The sequence below is a fragment of the Vibrio sp. 1727 genome (assembly GCF_033344415.1).
GTDB classification, from domain to species: Bacteria; Pseudomonadota; Gammaproteobacteria; order Enterobacterales; family Vibrionaceae; genus Vibrio; species Vibrio alginolyticus.
The window spans coordinates 285,107-303,145 of record NZ_JAWPOT010000003.1 but is presented as its reverse complement, the minus strand read 5'-3'; the positions used below and the strand labels follow the sequence as shown (position 1 = coordinate 303,145).

Below are 18,039 nucleotides of genomic sequence, written 5' to 3'. Positions count from 1 at the left end.
TGAAGGTATTACTGGTCCCATGAATGGGACCAGTAATAAAAGCTTAAGTTACTTGGCGAACTTCTTGAAAGGTGCATCAACCGGGGTGTCAGCTAGGTGATTGGTGTAGTTACTCATCACTTTTTGCGCTAGACCAAGAACAATTTCAAGCAGTTGCTGCTGTCCGTAACCTGCCGCAAAGAATTTCTCTATCTGAGACTCTTCCACTACACCACGTTGACGCACCATTTGAAGCGTTGTTTCTCGTAGTGTTTCAAGTTTTTCGTCTGCCAATGGTGTTTGGTTGACGAGAGCATCGACAATCTCCTGATCCACTTTCATTGACGCCGCGATCGCACTATGAGCAGGAACGCAGTAGTGACAACCATGTTCAACGTTGATGGTTTGCCATACGACGGTCAATTCTTCTGCGTTAAATGATGTTTGTTGAAAGAGCTCATGCACAACTTGATAACCCTCAAGCAAGGTTGGCGCTTCAGCCATAACAGCATGAAGATTTGGTAGCATGCCAAACGCTTTGACTGAATTTTCAATCAGATGCTTTGATCCTTCGGGTGCGTTTTCTGCGGTATACAGTTTAAATTCTGCCATGTTTAAATCTCCTGTAGTTGGATATGAGCGAATTAGGCAAGAACAGGATAGTTGATTTTGAGCGGTCGCTCAATATAAAATTGAGCATATGTTCAAAATTGATAATTGCTCATGGCGAATACAAAGAAATTCCAACGTGATGAAGTGGTGAAAGCCGCCTCGGATCTATTCTGGAAGAAAGGTTTTCATGCAACATCTACACGTGATTTACAAGATAGCGTTAATCTGCGTCCTGGAAGTATTTATGCGACGTTTGGGTCAAAAGAGGGGCTATATTGTGAAGCGCTAAAAATGTACGTTGCGAACTTACAAGCCCTGTTTGAGTTGCATTTAGCTCAGAACACAACGGTTCTAGATGCAATAGAAGCTTTCGCGATTGATGTGGTTATCAATCAGCGAGACTCCAATCCCAGTGAAGTGTGCATGTTAGTCAAATCAGCAAGTGAATTTGCTGAGGATTTTAATGCGCTGCGCAATCAAACAAACAGCTTAGCAAACCAATTTGAATCTTTTCTTGCAAAGCTGTTTGAGCGAGCAATCGAGAATGGCGAAATTGAAGCTCAGGATACATTGCTTCTTGCTCAGTTGTTCCAGGTTCAGTTTACGGGTATACGAGCCTACTCATACCGTAGTGATGATGTAACCTTAAAGACGTTGATCTCTATTATGGTGGACAGCTTCCGCGGTAACGTATCAAAAACAGAAAGCTGAATGAGGCTGCTCAAAGTCAACGTCTCTAAATCAACGGCTTGAACTAAGCGAGCTCAAATAAACCCGTTATCGGGGGTCGATATCGATAAAAAATGACCACGAAGCATCGTGGTCATTTTTATGCAGATTAACTTGCAATGAACAACAACGGCTTATTAAAAGCGAAACTCTTCTAAGTTATTGCTGCTTTCTAACATTTTTTCAGCCACATAACGATGCGTTGCTGTGGTTGGGTGAGTCACATCCCAGAACACGAACTTATCTGCGCCAGATGCTGCACATTCAGAACGTAATGAGTGAGTGTACATGTAGTCAACAGAGGATGAACGGTTGATGTCTAAGCAAGGGTCGCTTGCATTTACGAAACCGTGTTCTTCTGGTGCCGAGGTTAACTTCTCAAACAGTGCGTGTGTATCAAACAATGCGATGTTGTAGCCTTGGGCTTTGTAGTACATCGCTTGTGCTTTGATGAACTCGTTCATTTTCAATACTTTCGCACGAATCGTTTCAATTTCTTCCTGTGTTGAGTATTTGAACTGTGGTGCTTTGGTTGCATCAGGCAGTGTCATCAACATGAAGTTCTTAGCGCCAGCGTCTGTTAAACGAATCAGAGCTTCAGCGTAATCCGCTTTTACTTCCGGCACGCTACGGTTGTAGTTCATGAAATCATTTAAACCAAACTCTAACGTAAACAATGTGTTAGCAGGGTTGTAGTTCTTCGCCAGCTTTGTGTAGGTTAAGTAAGAAGAAACTTGTTCGCCGACACCAGTTAGCGCGATGTATTGGTTTTCACCTGCTGCGCCACCAACTGCCCAGTTGTATAGCGGTAAGTTTTTGGCTTTAGCAACGTATTCCGTCCAAACAAAACCGTTTGAGAAGTGACCCAAGAACCAGCTATTCGGGTTAGGAAAGCGCCATTGGGACGCGTTAAAGATGTTGCCTGTATCAGACAAGCTATCGCCTAAAGCCACTACTTTGTTTATCTGATCTGGTTGCATTGCAGCATCATTGCTCCAGATCGTGTGGTTATAAGAATAACGATTGTCAGCAGCAAAAAATGTAATGTCTGCGTTCTCGTTCGCTAGATCTAGTGTTTCTTCACAACGCTGACGAATTACGTTTTGTGAGGTATTGGTGTAGAACATGTTTTTAAATGAAACAGAGCTCCACCAATAGCCATCGATAGTGAAGTCACTACCATCTTGGTTTTTTGCCCATTTCCAATCGGTAGCCGCATCGTCCTTAGAGTGGCTCGTACGATACCAGCATCGAACGTACGTATAAGTTTGATTTTCTTGCGCGCTAACCACTTCAGCCGCAGAAACCATTGCTGGTGATAAAGTTGGCTCCTCTGCAATGGCGGAGGCAAGCGGAAGTAATGCAGTTAATAGTGTGATTGTTTTTTTCATCATTCACTCTTCTTGTAATGGTTATTGTTCCGAATGCGTGAATACGCTCGGCTATAACAGTATTTAGATGAGAATTTTTCTCACTAAACCTTCTAATTCTGAGTAAATGCTCAAGACAGTCAACAACTAAATATTCAATATTTCAGTTTTGGCACCACGGTCAAAAAATCCATTCAGCATAGCAATCGATTAAATGGGTGATATTTAGAATAATTACTCACTAACATTAATTTAACATTCACTTTTTGTTAATTAAGTAATTGCTTTATAAGGTTTTGTCGGTGATTTTTAATGTTAACTTAAAGTGTTTATTGAATGATCTTTTGTACAAATTTGTATATTCATGAAACAAATTGTTTGGCATTTTTGCTCTGTAAACTATAGCTGAAGCTCTCATGCAAACATCATGATGATGACTTTTCATGAGAATATAGTGAATAAAAATTAGCTCAAATAAGGAATAGGGCAAATGCACTACACAACAAGTAAAAAACAAGGCTTATTTTCGTTGTCTGCCGTAGCAATAGCACTGACCACTTCGATGTCAGCGTTTGCGGCTCCACCAATGGGATTTGATGAATCTAAGTTACCGACGAAGTACATCGTCAAATTCAAAGAAGATGCAGTCAGCCGTTCTTCAATGGGTGGTAACTCATTCTGGGGGCCACGAATCGCGCAGGAGTCTGTTCTAGAACAGGTGAAGGCACGTAAGGTGGAAAAACTAGGCAATCGCGCCATTTACAGCGTTGAATTGGATGGCGATGACTTAGAGCCGCTTCGCAATCGTAGTGATGTGGAATACGTGGAAGTCGATCCACCTCGCTATTTGCTCAGCGAAACGACCCCATGGGGATATGAAGCGGTTAATGCTCAACTGCTAGCTGACTTCAATGCGGGTAATCGCACTGTATGTATTATCGATTCAGGGTACGACATTTCGCACAACGACCTAAGCGGTAACCGCGTTGCTGGTACTAACGATAGTGGTACGGGATCATGGAGTGATCCGGGTAACAACAATGCCCACGGTACTCACGTCGCGGGTACGATTGCTGCGATTGCCAACACCGAAGGTGTAAAGGGTGTGATGCCAAACCAGAATGTTAATTTGCACATCGTGAAAGTATTTAACGAATCGGGCTGGGGTTACTCATCTGGGCTTGTTAAAGCTATCCAGACCTGTGCCGATAATGGTGCTAACGTTGTGAACATGAGCCTTGGTGGTAGTCAATCAAGCCGAACTGAGCAAAATGCACTGCAAAATATTTACGATCAAGGCGTTCTATTGATCGCCGCTGCGGGTAATGATGGCAATACAGCGCACAGCTATCCAGCTTCTTATGACTCAGTGATGTCTGTTGCGGCTGTTGATAATCAAAATGATCATGCAGCGTTCTCACAATCTACTAATCAAGTTGAGATCTCAGGCCCGGGTGTGGCGATCTTATCAACGGTTACGGTAGGTGAAGGTAAACTTTCTGATATTACCTTGAATGGTGTCAGTCAGTTTGATCGTGGGATTGTTCCTCACAATCGTTTGATCAATAACGGTTCTTCGTATGTTCCGGATCCAATCGCGGGTTCAGTAACGGCAACGCTAGATAGCTGTGATGTCTCTGGCGGTAACTTTAACTGTGGTGATATGTCGGGCAAAATTTGTTTGACTGAGCGTATCGGCAACCAGTCTTCAGGAAACTACCCTGAAGTAGATGCGGTTCAGGCTTGTTACAATGCGGGTGCGCGAGCTGCAATCGTATACAGCAACTCTGAACTACCTGGTTTACAAAACCCTTTCTTGGTAGACACAAACAACGCTTATCGTATGGTTTCGGTAACGGTTGATCGTGCATTTGGTCAAGAGCTGTTGGGGTATGTTGGTCAGGAAATTACTGTTGCAACAACCTCTGGTGAAGATTACGAGTACTACAATGGTACATCAATGGCGACACCGCACGTAACGGGCGTAGCTGGCTTGGTGTGGAGTTACCACCCAACCTGTACCGCAGCGCAAGTACGTAATGCCCTAGTGAAAACTGCAACAGATATTGATGTTGCTGGTCGAGACAACCGTACGGGCCACGGCCTAGTTAATGCTGAAGCGGCGAAGCTGTTCTTGGACGCTGGCTGTAATGGACCTGATGGTGGTAGCTCTTCGGACTCTAGCTTCTCAAATACCAGCCCTGTTGCGATTCCAGATAATAAATCTTCTGGCGCAATCAGTGCAGTAGAAGTCGATCGCTCTGGTGATTCAGGCACAGTAAGTATTGACGTTGATATTAGCCACACTTACATCGGTGATCTACGAGTGACTTTAACGTCACCGACTGGTGGAGAAGTTGTACTTCACAATAATACTGGCGGCAGCGCTAACGATATAAAAAACACGTTCCAAGCGGATTTTTCTGGTTTTGAATCGCAAGGTACATGGGAACTAAAAGCGGTGGACAGTGCCAGAAGAGACACAGGCACCATCAACAGTTGGACTCTGACCTTTCAATAAGGAGTGACTATGAAGAAGTTGACCTTACTTTCTTTGTCTGTGGTAGGCGCTACCGCACTATTGGCAATCGGACTGAGCTCAAGCAGCTTGGCAAACAATCAAGGATTTCCTCTCGTGGATGAACGCCAAGATCAAGCCGAGCAGCAACCTGAACGTTACTTTATTAAGTATCATGAAGGAAAAGAGAGCGAAGTGAGAGCGCTTCTTCGTCAGCACAACATTGAAGTAGTCGACGCTCTGGTGAAACAACATGTGTTGATTGTGGTGGGTGAACAGGCGGAAGTCGATAAGCTCGCCGCTCACGATGCGGTCGAATACACCGAGCAAGAGCCGACAAGGAAGCTGCTATCTAACGGAACTACGCTTCAATAAGCCAAACCTCCTTAAGATAGTGCCAAAAAGAAAAGCGCCCCTCACGTAAGGGGCGTTTGTTTTCTTTCTACGATTGTTTTCTATGATTATTTTTTATGACTGGTTTCTTCTAAAGTTCGTCGTTTGCTATGACTAGAGATTCTTGAAGATTGATGCCGATGAGCCTATTCGCGCATCAATCAAGTCAGTTATCAGCTAGTCATATTCAGACTACTTAGCGAACAATCAGACCCAGTAGGATACCAACGGCGCCGAAGTCTGCGTCACTAAAGGTCGTGTTAGCAAAGCCTAGGTCACCAAGTACTGGCATTAGGAATACTGGTAGGAAGGTAATCAATAGACCTTGTGCAAAAGCACCCAAGATTGCACCGCGACGACCACCTGTAGCGTTACCAAATACACCTGCCGCTGCACCTACAAAGAAGTGTGGAACGACACCAGGGATAATCACAGTAAGTCCCATCACGTAAAGTAGGAACATGCCCAAAAGACCCGCCGCAAAGCTCGATAGGAAGCCAACCAATACTGCGTTTGGTGCGTATGGGAATACAACCGGACAATCAAGCGCAGGTTTCGCGTTTGGCACTAGTTTGTCTGAGATACCTTTAAACGCTGGAACGATTTCTGCGATAACCATACGTACACCTTGAAGGATAACGTATACACCACCGGCGAATGTGATGGATTGCATCAGCGCGAACATGAACCAGTGCTTACCACCGCTGACTTCGCGTACAAAGTCACCGCCAGCGAAGATACACGTCACCATAAAGATGATGCCCATGGTGAACGAGATTGCCACTGGCGTATCACGTAGGAACAACAAGCTCTTAGGTACGTTCATCTCTTCAGTAGAGTGTTCTTTGTTACCGAACTTGCTGCCAATAAAGCCCGCTAGTACGTAAGAAAGGGTAGAGAAGTGACCAATAGCAACGTCGTCAGAACCTGTAACTTGCTTCATGTACTTGTGAGCAATCGCAGGGAAGAACACCATCACAGAGCCCACAACTAGAGAGCCAAGCGCAATCAGTGGAACGCCTTTCATGCCGCTAGAAGCAAGGATTGCTGCTACCATCATCGACATAAATAGTGTGTGGTGACCCGTTAGGAAGATGAATTTCCATGGCGTGAAGCGAGCGGTCAAGATGTTCACTAACATACCGAAGAACATGATCATCGCCATCTCTTTACCAAACGCTTCTTGCGCGATAGAGACGATAGCTTCGTTGTTTGGAACCACGCCTGTGATGCCAAATGCGTGTTGGAAAATCGTCGCAAAGTCACCCAGAGAAGTCACAACCAGACCCGCACCCGCGCCAAGCACGATGAAACCAAGAATGGTTTTTACTGTACCTTTAATGCACTCGGTGACCGGTTTTTTCTGAGCAATTAAGCCGATTAGGGCGATGAGACCTACCAGAACCGCTGGCTCTGATAGGACATCGTTCATTAAGAAACTGAAAAATTCCATAACGCCACCTTATAGAGCGCCAAGCTCTTGAAGTGCCACAGATAGACGCTCTTTCATTGCCACTTTGTCGACCATGTTATCAAGCGCAACGATGCGTGGTTCAACGCCCAGTGCGTTCAACTGCTCAACGATGTCGTTAGTACCGATGAAGATGTCACAATCCGTACCTTTTGCAGAACCTAGATCGATATGATCCACTTCTGCGTTTACATTCAATTCTTTCACGATGCCTTTGATGCTCATTTCCATCATTAGGCTAGTACCAAGACCGTGACCGCAAACAACCATAATTTTCATAATTCAGACCTTTTCTTTTTATAGGGGTGTATGCCCATTTTGAAGGGCACATCAGGAGTTAGTATTTTTCGATGATCGCAAGAACATCTTGTGTGTTTTGAGCGGAGCAGATGGCTTCTACATGCTCTTCATTCATAAACAACTCAGCCAGTTTAGAAATCGCATCCACGTGCGAGTTACTGTCTGTCGCGGCTAGCGTAACCAGCATTTTCACTGGGTCGTTACCTTCAGAATCGAAGTTCACGCCGTTTTGAATCACCGTGATAGCAAGAGACAAACGGTTAACGCCATCTTCAGGGCGAGCGTGTGGCATTGCCATACTAGGACCTACCACGTAGTAAGGACCAAGCTCTTCGTGGGAGCGGTAAATAGCGTCCACGTAGCTTGGCTCAATCGCGCCATTTTCAATCAGTGCTTCACAGGATTTGCTCACCGCATCTTTCCAGTCAGTGGCATCAGAATGGATGCGAATCACATCAGAGGTAATCAGTTCACGTAGCATTGGATCTTTCCGGTTTGTTGTTTTGTTGATGGGTACTTTATCGATCAATTTGTCAGAAAAACCTGAGAATGATCACAAATGGTAGCGCTATCTGATAGCGCTATCATAAATTGTGATAGCGCTACCATTTTATCAGTCATCCGAGTTTCATATGCTTGTGATCGACTTCTAATGCGCTAATATCAAAACCACTAAAACGCTGTGGTAAGATGTCGCGGCAGAAAATAGAGAACACTAAATAAGAACAATGAGCGAACCTCGCAAACGAAGAAGTACTGGCAATGTCACCTTGGCGGACGTCGCTAAAAAAGCCGGCGTAGGCACCATGACGGTGTCGCGAGCATTACGAACGCCCGAGCTAGTATCTGACAAGCTGAGAGAAAAGATTCAACAAGTAGTTGATGAGCTTGGCTATATCCCGAATAAAGCGGCAGGGGCTTTGGCGTCCGCTGAAAGTTACTCCATCGCTCTTATCATTCCTTCCCTGTTTGAAAAAGCGTGCGCGCTTTTCTTACCGAGCTTTCAACAAGCGTTGAACAAAGCGGGTTATCAGTTGCTGCTTGGCTACAGTGATTACTCGGTAGAACAAGAAGAGAAACTGCTTTCGACATTTCTTGAGAGCCGTCCAGCCGGAGTGGTGTTGTTTGGTAATGAACACAGCCAACGTACTAATCAGCTTTTGGAAGCCTCGAACACACTAGTATTGGAAATTGCTGAGTTAAGTTCGAAAGCCTGTTATCTCAATATCGGTGTTGACCATTTTGAGGTGGGTAAAGCCTGTACCAAGCATATGATTGAGCAAGGCTTCAAGAACGTGGGCTTCATTGGTGCGCGCGGCGATCACTCCACTTTGCAACGTAAGCTACACGGCTGGCAAAGCGCGATGATTGAGAACTACCTTGCGCCGGACCATTTTTTAACCACGCACGAAGCACCATCTTCACAATTAGGTGCGGAAGGGTTGGCGAAGCTTTTATTGCGTGATTCAAGTTTGAATGCTTTGGTGTGTAGCCATGAAGAGATTGCGATTGGCGCGTTGTTTGAGTGTCATCGCCGAGTGCTGAAAGTCCCGACCGACATTGCGATTATCTGTTTAGAAGGCTCTTCTATGGGTGAGCACGCCTACCCAAGTTTGACCTGTGCGGAATTCGATTACGAACGTATGGGGACGAAAGCCGCAGACAAGTTACTGCAAGCCATTAAAGGTGAGCCTGTAGAACATGCAACGGACATGGGCTTTAAGCTAAAACGCCGAGCGAGTACTGCGATCAACTAATTTGATTTGGTTAGAAACAAAACGCGATACAAAAAACCTCTCAATGCTGAGAGGTTTTTTATACGTGAGAACAGTGATTCTCGACTACGGACGCTCACCTGCTGCTAGGCGACGTTCGATATCAGCAACCACTTCTGGGAAGTCAGCAATGGTGTCGATGAGGTAATGCGGCGAGCTCTTGAGCAATTTTGCACGCGCTTTTTCACGAGCGGCATCAAGCGTTGCTTCGTCCGCGGCTTGGTATTCTTCAAACGTTAGACCTGCTTCGTTACCAGAAAGCAGCAAGCCAACGGTCCACATACCGGCGTTGTGACCTTCATCAATGCCCGGTGCGGCGTCATCCACTTTGATACACGCATTAACGTCGGTAACATTCAGCTCAATCACGTTCTTCAGTGCCATAAATGGTGCTGGGCGACCACCTTGAGGCAGGTCATCCGTTGCTACTACGTAATCCGGTTTGTAGCCGTAATCTGCTGCCACAGGAATCAATACGTCCATCACTTCGCGAGGGTAACCAGAACAAGAACCGATCTTGATGCCTTTGTCTTTCAGGCCGTTCACAACTTCAATCGCATTGAGGATTGGCTCTGCGTGGTCAGCCACTTTTGCTTTTTGCAGAGGCATAAATGCTGCGTAGATAGCGTCGATGTCTTCACTGGTCATTGAGCGACCAAACTTCTCATTCCAACGCTTATCAACTGCAGGGATGCGACCCACAGCTTGGATGTGATCCCACTTACCAAGCCCCATTGGTTCACGCGCTTCTTCAAGGTCGATTTCAAAATCAAAGCCTTGTTTGAACGCTTCCACAAAGATGCTGGTTGGCGCAAAAGAGCCGAAATCGACGATAGTGCCAGCCCAGTCAAAGATCACTGCTTGAATTGGTGAGTTGCTCATGTTCAATCCTTTTTCTTGCTTGCCAGAGCGCTGCCTACACATTGGAACCGCGCTCTGGATAAATTGGTTTTTGTTGAGGTCTATTGACCCTAGGTTTTGTTGACCTTTTGCGGTTAAATTTTGTTCGAGATAAAAGCGTTTTAATCGCGGCGAGAGGTTTGTAGCCTAGTCATTCTAAGCACAACACCTCACAACAAAGAGTAAAACGCTTTTAGCCGAACCCTTCGGGCAGCGTTTGTGGTTCCTTTCTTCTGCGTTATCGGCTTATCAGGTAGAACAACTACAACTCAAAGCCTCTGCCTTGCATAAAGAACCCACAAACTGCTGCAAAAATCAGCTCAAAAGGTCAACAAAACCTAAATGTAGTTAAAGTCTTTACACACTTTGGCGATGGCTTCTTCGAAGATCGCCAACGCTTCTGTCAGTTGTTCGCGAGTGATGATCAGCGGTGGGCTGAGTTGAATCACATTGCCTTGCGACACCTTGAAGCTCACGCCGTTGTTGAGGCATTGGTACAACACAGCTTCCGCTTCGTCATACGCGCGTGCTTTGCTTTCGTGGTCAGTGACCAGTTCAATGCCCCATAACATGCCGATGCCACGCACATCACCAATTACTGGGTATTTGGCTTTCATCTCTAGCAGCTTTTCACGCATGAACTGGCTGTCAGCTTTGGCTTTATCTAGCAAGCCGTCTTGCTCAATGGCTTCCATGGTTGCCAGTGCCGCAGCACAACCGATAGGGCTTTTCTCATGAGTGTAATGACCCATTGAGATTTGCTCGGCGGTGTTGTACTTGTCTTTGGTGACCATGGCTGCGATAGGCACTAAGCCACCACCCAAGCCTTTACCGATGCAGAGCATATCTGGCTCGATGTCGTAGGCTTGGTAGGTAAACCATTCTCCGCTGCGACCCATGCCATTCGGGATGTCGTCGATGATCAACATGACATTGTGTTTGTCACAGATTTCACGGATGCGTTTCCAGTAGGCTTTGCTCGGCACTTGTACATCGGTATTACGAACTGCTTCTGCGATAAACGCGCCCACGCCGCCTTCCTTCTCAATCACGTATTCAAGGTAGTCGGCATAATGCACATCGCTACCGTCGGCAACTGGGAAAGCGCCACGGTAAGATACGGCTGGTGGAATGCGCTCAACACCTGCCATTAAGGGTCCCATGCCTTGGCGGAAACACGCTTCACCACCTACTGAGATGGCATCCAACGATGCGCCGTGGAAGGAATCCCACAGAGACACCACCTTGTAGTTGCCCGTGATGTGGCGCGCTAGTTTAAGTGCCATGCCAACCGCAGATGTGCCACCCGGAGCAAACAGCACGCGGTTCAATTCACCGCCACAGATTTGGGTGAGCTTTTCGGCACATTCAATCGCGGTCTCGTTGGTAAAACGACGTGGTGAAAACGGCAGTTTGGCAATTTGCTCTTGCACACGTTTAATCACATGCGGATGACCATAGCCCAACTGGTGGACGTTATTGCCATGGAAGTCCATGTACTTTTTGCCGGTAGCATCTTGGATGTAGATACCTTCTGCTGCTTCCAATGTATCTAAGCAAGGTGTTGACATGGCTTGATGAAGAAAGACCTCCGAATCACGCTTCAATAATGCTTGCGTGCGTTCGTCGTCCATCGATGCATTCCAAGCTTGGCGCGCTGGTGTTGTGTTGACGTCGCCTTCGCTGCGGAAATGGGTCGGTTTGATATTCTGAGTCATAACGCTTTCTCAATCAGAAGGCTGCTTTAAGCAACTTGCCAGTACATTGCTTTTTCAATTGCACCGATTAAGCGCTCGATATCTGCTGGATAAACTTCGCCAATGTTGCCGATACGGAAGCAATCTGCGTTTGATACCTTACCCGGATAAATCACAAAACCTTGCTCTTTCAAACGCGTGTAGAACGCTTTGAATTGGTAATCACTGTGCGTCGGAGAGTAGAAAGAAGTGATGATTGGCGAGTGAAGGTCATCACTCAGTAGTGGCTCAAACCCCAAAGAACGCATACCTGCAACCAGTGTTTTCTGGTTAGTTTGGTAACGGTGATGACGAGATTCAATGCCGCCTTCTTGTTCCAGCTCTAACAAGGCTTGGTAGAAAGCACGAACCGTGTGTGTAGGAGACGTAAAACGCCATTTACCGTGGTTAACTTCCATGCAGTGCCACTGGTCGTAAAGATCAAGGCTCAAAGAGCGAGCCTGACCTTGGCACTTTTCGAGCTCAGTTTGTTTCGCAATCACAAAGCCAAAACCCGGTACGCCTTGGATACATTTGTTCGCTGAGCTGATCATAAAATCGATGCCTAGCTCAGCAATATCGATAGGAATGCCACCAAAGCTCGACATGGCATCGAGAATCACCACTTTACCGTGTGCTTTTGCCGCAGAAGCAAACGCCTCAATTGGATTCAGCATGCCAGTGGTTGTCTCACAGTGAACAATCGCCACGTGCGTGATCGCAGGATCCGATGCCAATGCAGTTTCCACCTCGTTCAAGTGTGGCTGTGATGTTTCGCCTGGGGAAACTACATGGCATGGAATATTTAGGTAATCAGCGATCTGAGCGATACGTGCACCATACGCACCGTTGTCGACAACCAACAACTTTCCATCTTTGCCAATGGCGCTGCCAATTGTCGCTTCTACTGATGCGGTGCCGCTACCTTGCATTAGTACGCTGGTGTAGCCGTCTTGCTCCGTCGCCAGTTTTACAAGCTTAGTGCGGATCACTTCTACAATGTCTTTGTTGTATTCATCATCCCAAGTACACCAGTCTTTTAGCATGGCTTCACGTACTGTTTCAGAAGTAGATAGAGGACCTGGAGTCAGTAGTAGGTATTCGTTTTTCATCTCGATTTCCATCAGAATAGGCTAATTGGTCTACACCAAATTTCGAGTTCACTCTAGCGAGGAAGAAAAGGGCAGTAAATAGGCGAATCTCCAATTTCATAAAACTTTAATATCCAGAAAATGGCGGATCAATTGAACGATTATTCATCGCAAATTTTCGTAAAACTGCCATTTAATGGTCATGATTTCGTCATAAAGGCTCAGTAGGGTGGTTATTGTCAACTGGTACAGACCAAATGAAAACTTAGCCAAATTAACTGGAGAAAATGATGAAAAACCGTTTGATGAAAGGATCGCTGGCTGCACTTGTCTCTCTGCTAGCTACGAATGCAATGGCAGCACAGGAAGTCACGGTTTACACCGCTTTCGAAACTGACATTCTTGCTAAATACAAGTCTGCGTTTGAGAAAGATAACCCAGATATCAAGATTAAGTGGGTTCGCGATTCAACCGGTATCATGACGGCGAAATTGCTGGCCGAAAAGAACAACCCTCAAGCGGAAGTGGTTTGGGGTCTTGCTGGCTCGTCAATGGCACTGCTTAAAGATGAAGGTCTTCTTAAGCCTTACACACCAAAAGGTTTGGAAGAGCTGCACGCGAACCTAAACGACCCTCAATCAAACCAAGCTTGGTTCGGTAACGATGCGTTCTTTAACGCAGTTTGTTTCAACGAAGCGGTAGCGAAACAACTTAACCTACCGAAACCAACGTCTTGGGAAGACCTAACGAAGCCGGTTTACAAAGGTCACATTGCAATGCCGAACCCAGCGTCTTCAGGCACTGGCTACATGCAGGTTTCTGCTTGGCTACAAAACATGGGTGAAGATCAGGCATGGAACTACATGCGTGACTTAGATAAGAACATTGCACACTACACTCACTCTGGCTCTAAGCCATGTGTTCAAGCGGGTATGGGTGAAGTGGCTATCGGTATTTCTATGGCGAGCCGCGGCGCGAAGCTGAAAACACAAGGTGCGCCACTAGCGGTTATCACACCAAAAGGCATCGGCTGGGAATCAGAAGCCGTTGGTCTTGTAAAAGAGTCGGATTCAGCGAAGCGCGTTGTCGACTGGTCAATCTCTAAAGCAGCAAACGAGCTTTACGTAGAAATGTATCCGGTGGTTGCACATAAAGAAGTGAAAGCGACTGTGTCTAACTTCCCTAATGTTCAAGAGAACATGGCGAAGATGGACTTCGCGCAAATGGGCAGTAAGCGTGCAGAGATTCTAGCAGCATGGTCTGAGAAGTTCGATGCGAAATCAGAGCCAAAATCTTAATTGAATTTGCTTTGAGTTGAATGCTGAAATCCACCTCGGTTGAGGTGGATTTTTTGTTTTCTCTGTTATTTCAGAGTTTGCTGCAAGTAGATTCCTAGTCTCACCTAGGTTCGCTGGAATGACGGACTTAAGAAAGTCGGGAATCTCTAATTACCACTCTCATCTCCCTTCATCTATTTGTCATCTTCTGGCTATAAATTTGTCATTGGAACGTAACACTCCAAAACTAAAGTTGGTATATACCATTTGGAGCGTGTGTTATGTCAACTAACCAACATTACCTAAATATCGAAAATGTAGTGAAGCAATTCGGACAGTTCACTGCATTAAAGAAAATCTCGCTAGCGATTGAAAAGGGCGAGTTCGTTTGTTTTCTTGGTCCTTCTGGCTGCGGTAAAACCACTCTGCTACGTGCCATTGCAGGTTTAGACTTGCCAACGTCTGGTGCGATTTTTCAAAACGGTCAAGAGACCACATTCCTACCACCAGAGAAGCGCGATTTCGGCATCGTATTCCAATCTTATGCTTTGTTTCCGAACCTAACTGTGCAAGAGAATATTGCAGTGGGTTTGAAGAACCAAGGTATGTCGACCAAAGAAGCGCTAGAGAAAGTAGATTACTGGTTAGAAACCATTGGTCTTCCAACCTCTGGCGAGAAATTCCCTAACCAACTTTCTGGTGGTCAACAGCAGCGTGTAGCACTCGCTCGCGCATTAGCGTTGTCTCCGGGTCTACTGCTACTTGATGAGCCGCTGTCAGCGCTGGATGCAAAAGTACGTGTTCACTTACGTGACGAGATTTGTAAGCTGCAACGTAAGCTTGGCATCACCACCATCATGGTTACGCACGATCAGGACGAAGCATTGTCGATGGCGGATCGCATTGTGGTGATGAACCATGGCGTGATTGAGCAAGTCGGCACACCTCAAGAGATCTACCAACAACCAGCAACGCGCTTTGTCGCTGAGTTTGTCGGCAGCATGAACTTTATTGAAACCTCAGTCGCAACGGACTCCCAAGTACGAATTGCAGAAACCCTGATGCCAGCGCCAAGCTTGACCAATCGCAAGATTCAACGAGGTGACCGCTTCGACCTTGCGGTGCGCCCTGAAAGCATCAAGTTCGTAGAAAACTACACCAATTCTTTACCTGTGCGAGTTACGGCAACCGAGTTTCTAGGGGCGTTTTTCCGCATTGATTGCGTATTGCAAAACGACAGCTCAACGAAAACCATCGTCGTGGATGTGCCTGTGGTAACGGTTCAAAAACTCAATATCAAGGCGGGCGATGTACGTTACATCCAGTTTGCTGAAGAAGGGCTGCATGGTTACGCCGTGCCCTCGGTTGATAAAGCGCTAGCAGCGTAGGTGTAAACATGGATGCGAAGACAATGACGATGAATAGCCTGACCACACAAGACAAAGCAAAATCCTTACTCGGACGTGTTAGCCGCGACAACCTTGTGTTGTTTGGTTTGCTCGCTGGTTTGTCGACCATGATGGTGCTGTTCATCTTGATGCCGCTTTGGGCAATGTTGACCAAGAGTGTGCAAAATGCCAATGGCGAATTCGTTGGTTTGGCAAACTTTGCGACGTACTTTTCCTCTTCAAGCTTATGGGTATCGGTGGGCAACACCTTCACTCTGGGCGTGATTGTGACCTCGGTAGTGGGTGCGCTTGCGTTTGGCTATGCCTACGCGCTGACTCGTTCATGCATGCCGTTTAAAGGTTTGTTTCAAATTCTAGGTACTGCGCCGATCCTTGCGCCTTCGTTGTTGCCGGCGATCAGTTTGATCTTCCTTTTCGGCAATCAAGGCATTGCTAAAGAGATGCTGTTAGGAAACTCGATTTATGGCGTGATTGGTATCTCGATGGGTTTGATTTTCTGGACCTTCCCTCATGCATTGATGATTTTGACCACTTCGCTGCGTACTTCAGATGCCCGTTTGTATGAAGCAGCTCGTGCACTTAAAACCTCTCCCATCAAAACTTTCTTTATGGTGACGTTACCTGCGGCGAAATACGGTTTGATCAGCACGCTCATTGTCGTCTTTACGCTAGTTATCACGGACTTTGGTGTGCCGAAAGTGATTGGTGGTAGCTACAACGTTCTGGCGACTGACATCTTCAAGCAAGTCGTGGGACAGCAAAACTTTGCCATGGGTGCGGTGACCAGCATTATGTTGTTATTCCCTGCGGTAATGGCGTTTGGCGCAGACCGCTGGGTACAGAAAAAACAAAAGAGCTTATTCGACACTCGCTCGGTGCCTTATCAGCCAGAACCTAATAAAGCGCGCGACAGCATTTGTTTGGTTTACTGCTGCATCATTTCTATCGCAGTGTTGGCTGTGCTTGGCATGGCGGTGTATGGCTCGTTAGTGACGTTCTGGCCTTGGAACAAAGCGCTGACGCTAAACAACTACAACTTTGCTGAAATGAGCACCTACGGTTGGAGCCCATTCTTCAACTCGCTAACACTGGCAGGTTGGACAGCGGTTATTGGTACAGCCATCATCTTTGTCGGTGCTTACTGCATTGAGAAAGGGCGTGCGTTCGGTCCAATTCGTCAGGTGATGCAAATGCTCAGTGTGGTGCCAATGGCGGTTCCGGGTATGGTGCTTGGCTTGGGTTACATCTTTTACTTCAACGATGCGAACAATCCTCTGAACGTGCTTTATGGCACCATGGCATTCTTGGTAATTAACACGGTAGTGCATTACTACACAGTGGGTCACATGACCGCCCTGACAGCGTTAAAGCAGTTGCCATCGGAGATTGAAGCCACTGCGGCATCGGTGAAGCTTCCTCAATACAAGTTGTTCTTTAAAGTGACATTACCTGTGTGCTTACCTGCGATTTTGGACATTGCGACTTACTTGTTTGTTAATGCATTGACCACCACTTCTGCGGTAGTATTCCTTTACTCAACCGATACGATTCCGGCTTCGGTCTCGATTCTGAATATGGATGATGCAGGTCAAACTGGCGCTGCAGCGGCAATGGCTGTCATGATCATGATTGCTGCCGCAATTGCGAAGATTGTTCAGATGACTTTGGGTAAATTGTTAGAAAATCGCACACAAGCTTGGCGCAAAAGATAAGGACACTTCGTGCAATACGTAAAAATTAAAGATTCGATTGTTGAACAGATTGAAGCGGGCATGCTATCGCCGCGTCAAAAACTGCCAGCAGAGCGTAAGTTGGCGGAGTCGTTCGATACTACACGCGTCACTCTGCGTGAAGCTTTATCACTGCTAGAAGCGGAAGGTCGAATCTATCGCGAAGATCGCCGAGGTTGGTTTATCTCACCTGAGCCATTGCGTTACGACCCAACCCAAACGCTGAACTTCCCGAACATGGCGAAAGCGCAAAATCGTGTGCCAAAAACGGAGTTGGTCGCAGCAAAAGGGACGTTGGCAAACAAACAAGCCGCGCGCTTGCTGGACTTGCAGCCTTTCTCGGATGTGTATCGAGTCGACCGTGTGCGATACCTTGAAGACAGACCTGTGGTATTCGTAACAAACTACATTCGTCCAGAGCTGTTTCCGAACCTGCTGGATTACGATTTATCAAATTCACTGACGGACATTTACCGCGATCATTATGGCGTGACATATCAAAAGATTCGCTACCGCATTTCAACCAGCACTTTATTGGGTGAAATGGCTCAGGCACTGCGTGCGACAGCCGGTACGCCCGCGATGGTAGTGGAGCGCATCAACTACAACCAACACGGTGAGTTGATTGATTGCGATATCGAGTATTGGCGACACGATGCCATCAGCATTGAATCTCTTGCGGAACTCAATCGTTAAGTGGATTTTCTCATTATCTAAGGCTCCATCTCGGGGCCTTTATTTTATTCAGA

General features: G+C 46.4%; 16 protein-coding genes. 8 read left to right on the top strand and 8 right to left on the bottom strand.

Translation table 11 applies throughout. From position 1 onward, the window contains the following. Positions 1-48 precede the first annotated feature (48 nt). A complete protein-coding gene (locus R8O10_RS05725) occupies positions 49-591 on the bottom strand; it encodes a carboxymuconolactone decarboxylase family protein (RefSeq protein ID WP_005374097.1) in 543 nt (180 codons plus the stop codon). Positions 592-702: 111 nt separating this feature from the next. On the opposite strand from R8O10_RS05725, the gene R8O10_RS05720 reads away from it, so the two are divergent. Beyond that, on the top strand, positions 703-1,302 hold the full coding sequence (locus tag R8O10_RS05720) for a TetR/AcrR family transcriptional regulator (RefSeq protein ID WP_054728629.1): 600 nt from the start codon (positions 703-705) through the stop codon (positions 1,300-1,302). A gap of 155 nt (positions 1,303-1,457) precedes the next feature. Here the strand turns inward: R8O10_RS05720 and R8O10_RS05715 are convergent, their stop codons facing one another. After that, on the bottom strand, positions 1,458-2,714 hold the full coding sequence (locus R8O10_RS05715; protein ID WP_017819748.1) for a type 2 secretion system lipase: 1,257 nt from the start codon (positions 2,712-2,714) through the stop codon (positions 1,458-1,460). A gap of 466 nt (positions 2,715-3,180) precedes the next feature. Between R8O10_RS05715 and R8O10_RS05710 the strand changes: the two genes are divergently transcribed. Continuing rightward, the gene (locus R8O10_RS05710; protein WP_025768035.1) at positions 3,181-5,211 is read left to right on the top strand and encodes a S8 family serine peptidase; all 2,031 of its coding nucleotides are present in this window, start codon (positions 3,181-3,183) and stop codon (positions 5,209-5,211) included. Between the two features lie 9 nt (positions 5,212-5,220). After that, positions 5,221-5,583 (top strand): ATPase, encoded by a 363-nt coding sequence (locus R8O10_RS05705; RefSeq protein WP_318141992.1) that lies wholly within the window; start codon positions 5,221-5,223, stop codon positions 5,581-5,583. Between the two features lie 214 nt (positions 5,584-5,797). On the opposite strand, the gene R8O10_RS05700 is transcribed toward R8O10_RS05705, so the two are convergent. Genes R8O10_RS05700 through R8O10_RS05690 form a run of 3 tightly spaced genes read right to left on the bottom strand, consistent with a single transcriptional unit; the run spans position 5,798 to position 7,853 of the window. Then, the gene (locus tag R8O10_RS05700) at positions 5,798-7,054 is read right to left on the bottom strand and encodes a PTS ascorbate transporter subunit IIC (RefSeq protein ID WP_318191191.1); all 1,257 of its coding nucleotides are present in this window, start codon (positions 7,052-7,054) and stop codon (positions 5,798-5,800) included. A 9-nt stretch (positions 7,055-7,063) separates the two neighbouring features. Further along, on the bottom strand, positions 7,064-7,351 hold the full coding sequence (locus tag R8O10_RS05695) for a PTS sugar transporter subunit IIB (RefSeq protein WP_005374080.1): 288 nt from the start codon (positions 7,349-7,351) through the stop codon (positions 7,064-7,066). 58 nt (positions 7,352-7,409) lie between these two features. Beyond that, positions 7,410-7,853 carry a PTS sugar transporter subunit IIA gene (locus R8O10_RS05690; RefSeq protein ID WP_318141991.1) on the bottom strand — a complete coding sequence of 148 codons (444 nt, stop codon included), beginning with the start codon at positions 7,851-7,853 and terminating at the stop codon, positions 7,410-7,412. 247 nt (positions 7,854-8,100) lie between these two features. On the opposite strand from R8O10_RS05690, the gene R8O10_RS05685 reads away from it, so the two are divergent. After that, complete coding sequence (locus R8O10_RS05685) at positions 8,101-9,129, top strand: LacI family DNA-binding transcriptional regulator (protein ID WP_318141990.1); 1,029 nt, start codon at positions 8,101-8,103, stop codon at positions 9,127-9,129. Between the two features lie 84 nt (positions 9,130-9,213). On the opposite strand, the gene phnX is transcribed toward R8O10_RS05685, so the two are convergent. The 3 genes from phnX to phnW all read right to left on the bottom strand — a co-directional run bounded on the left by phnX (position 9,214) and on the right by phnW (position 12,895). Next, a complete protein-coding gene (gene phnX, locus R8O10_RS05680) occupies positions 9,214-10,029 on the bottom strand; it encodes a phosphonoacetaldehyde hydrolase (protein WP_042523361.1) in 816 nt (271 codons plus the stop codon). Positions 10,030-10,385: 356 nt separating this feature from the next. Then, on the bottom strand, positions 10,386-11,765 hold the full coding sequence (locus R8O10_RS05675) for an aspartate aminotransferase family protein (protein WP_025610987.1): 1,380 nt from the start codon (positions 11,763-11,765) through the stop codon (positions 10,386-10,388). A 26-nt stretch (positions 11,766-11,791) separates the two neighbouring features. Then, on the bottom strand, positions 11,792-12,895 hold the full coding sequence (gene phnW / locus R8O10_RS05670; RefSeq protein WP_318191190.1) for a 2-aminoethylphosphonate--pyruvate transaminase: 1,104 nt from the start codon (positions 12,893-12,895) through the stop codon (positions 11,792-11,794). Positions 12,896-13,161: 266 nt separating this feature from the next. Here phnW and R8O10_RS05665 point away from each other — a divergent pair, with 266 nt between their 5' ends. The 4 genes from R8O10_RS05665 (at position 13,162) to phnR (ending at position 17,986) form a co-directional block, all read left to right on the top strand. Next, on the top strand, positions 13,162-14,172 hold the full coding sequence (locus tag R8O10_RS05665; protein WP_318191189.1) for a putative 2-aminoethylphosphonate ABC transporter substrate-binding protein: 1,011 nt from the start codon (positions 13,162-13,164) through the stop codon (positions 14,170-14,172). Between the two features lie 260 nt (positions 14,173-14,432). Then, the gene (locus R8O10_RS05660; RefSeq protein WP_318191188.1) at positions 14,433-15,539 is read left to right on the top strand and encodes a putative 2-aminoethylphosphonate ABC transporter ATP-binding protein; all 1,107 of its coding nucleotides are present in this window, start codon (positions 14,433-14,435) and stop codon (positions 15,537-15,539) included. 8 nt (positions 15,540-15,547) lie between these two features. Continuing rightward, a complete protein-coding gene (locus R8O10_RS05655; protein WP_318191187.1) occupies positions 15,548-17,272 on the top strand; it encodes a putative 2-aminoethylphosphonate ABC transporter permease subunit in 1,725 nt (574 codons plus the stop codon). 9 nt (positions 17,273-17,281) lie between these two features. Next, complete coding sequence (phnR, locus tag R8O10_RS05650) at positions 17,282-17,986, top strand: phosphonate utilization transcriptional regulator PhnR (protein ID WP_005442366.1); 705 nt, start codon at positions 17,282-17,284, stop codon at positions 17,984-17,986. The last annotated feature ends 53 nt before the right edge of the window (positions 17,987-18,039 follow it).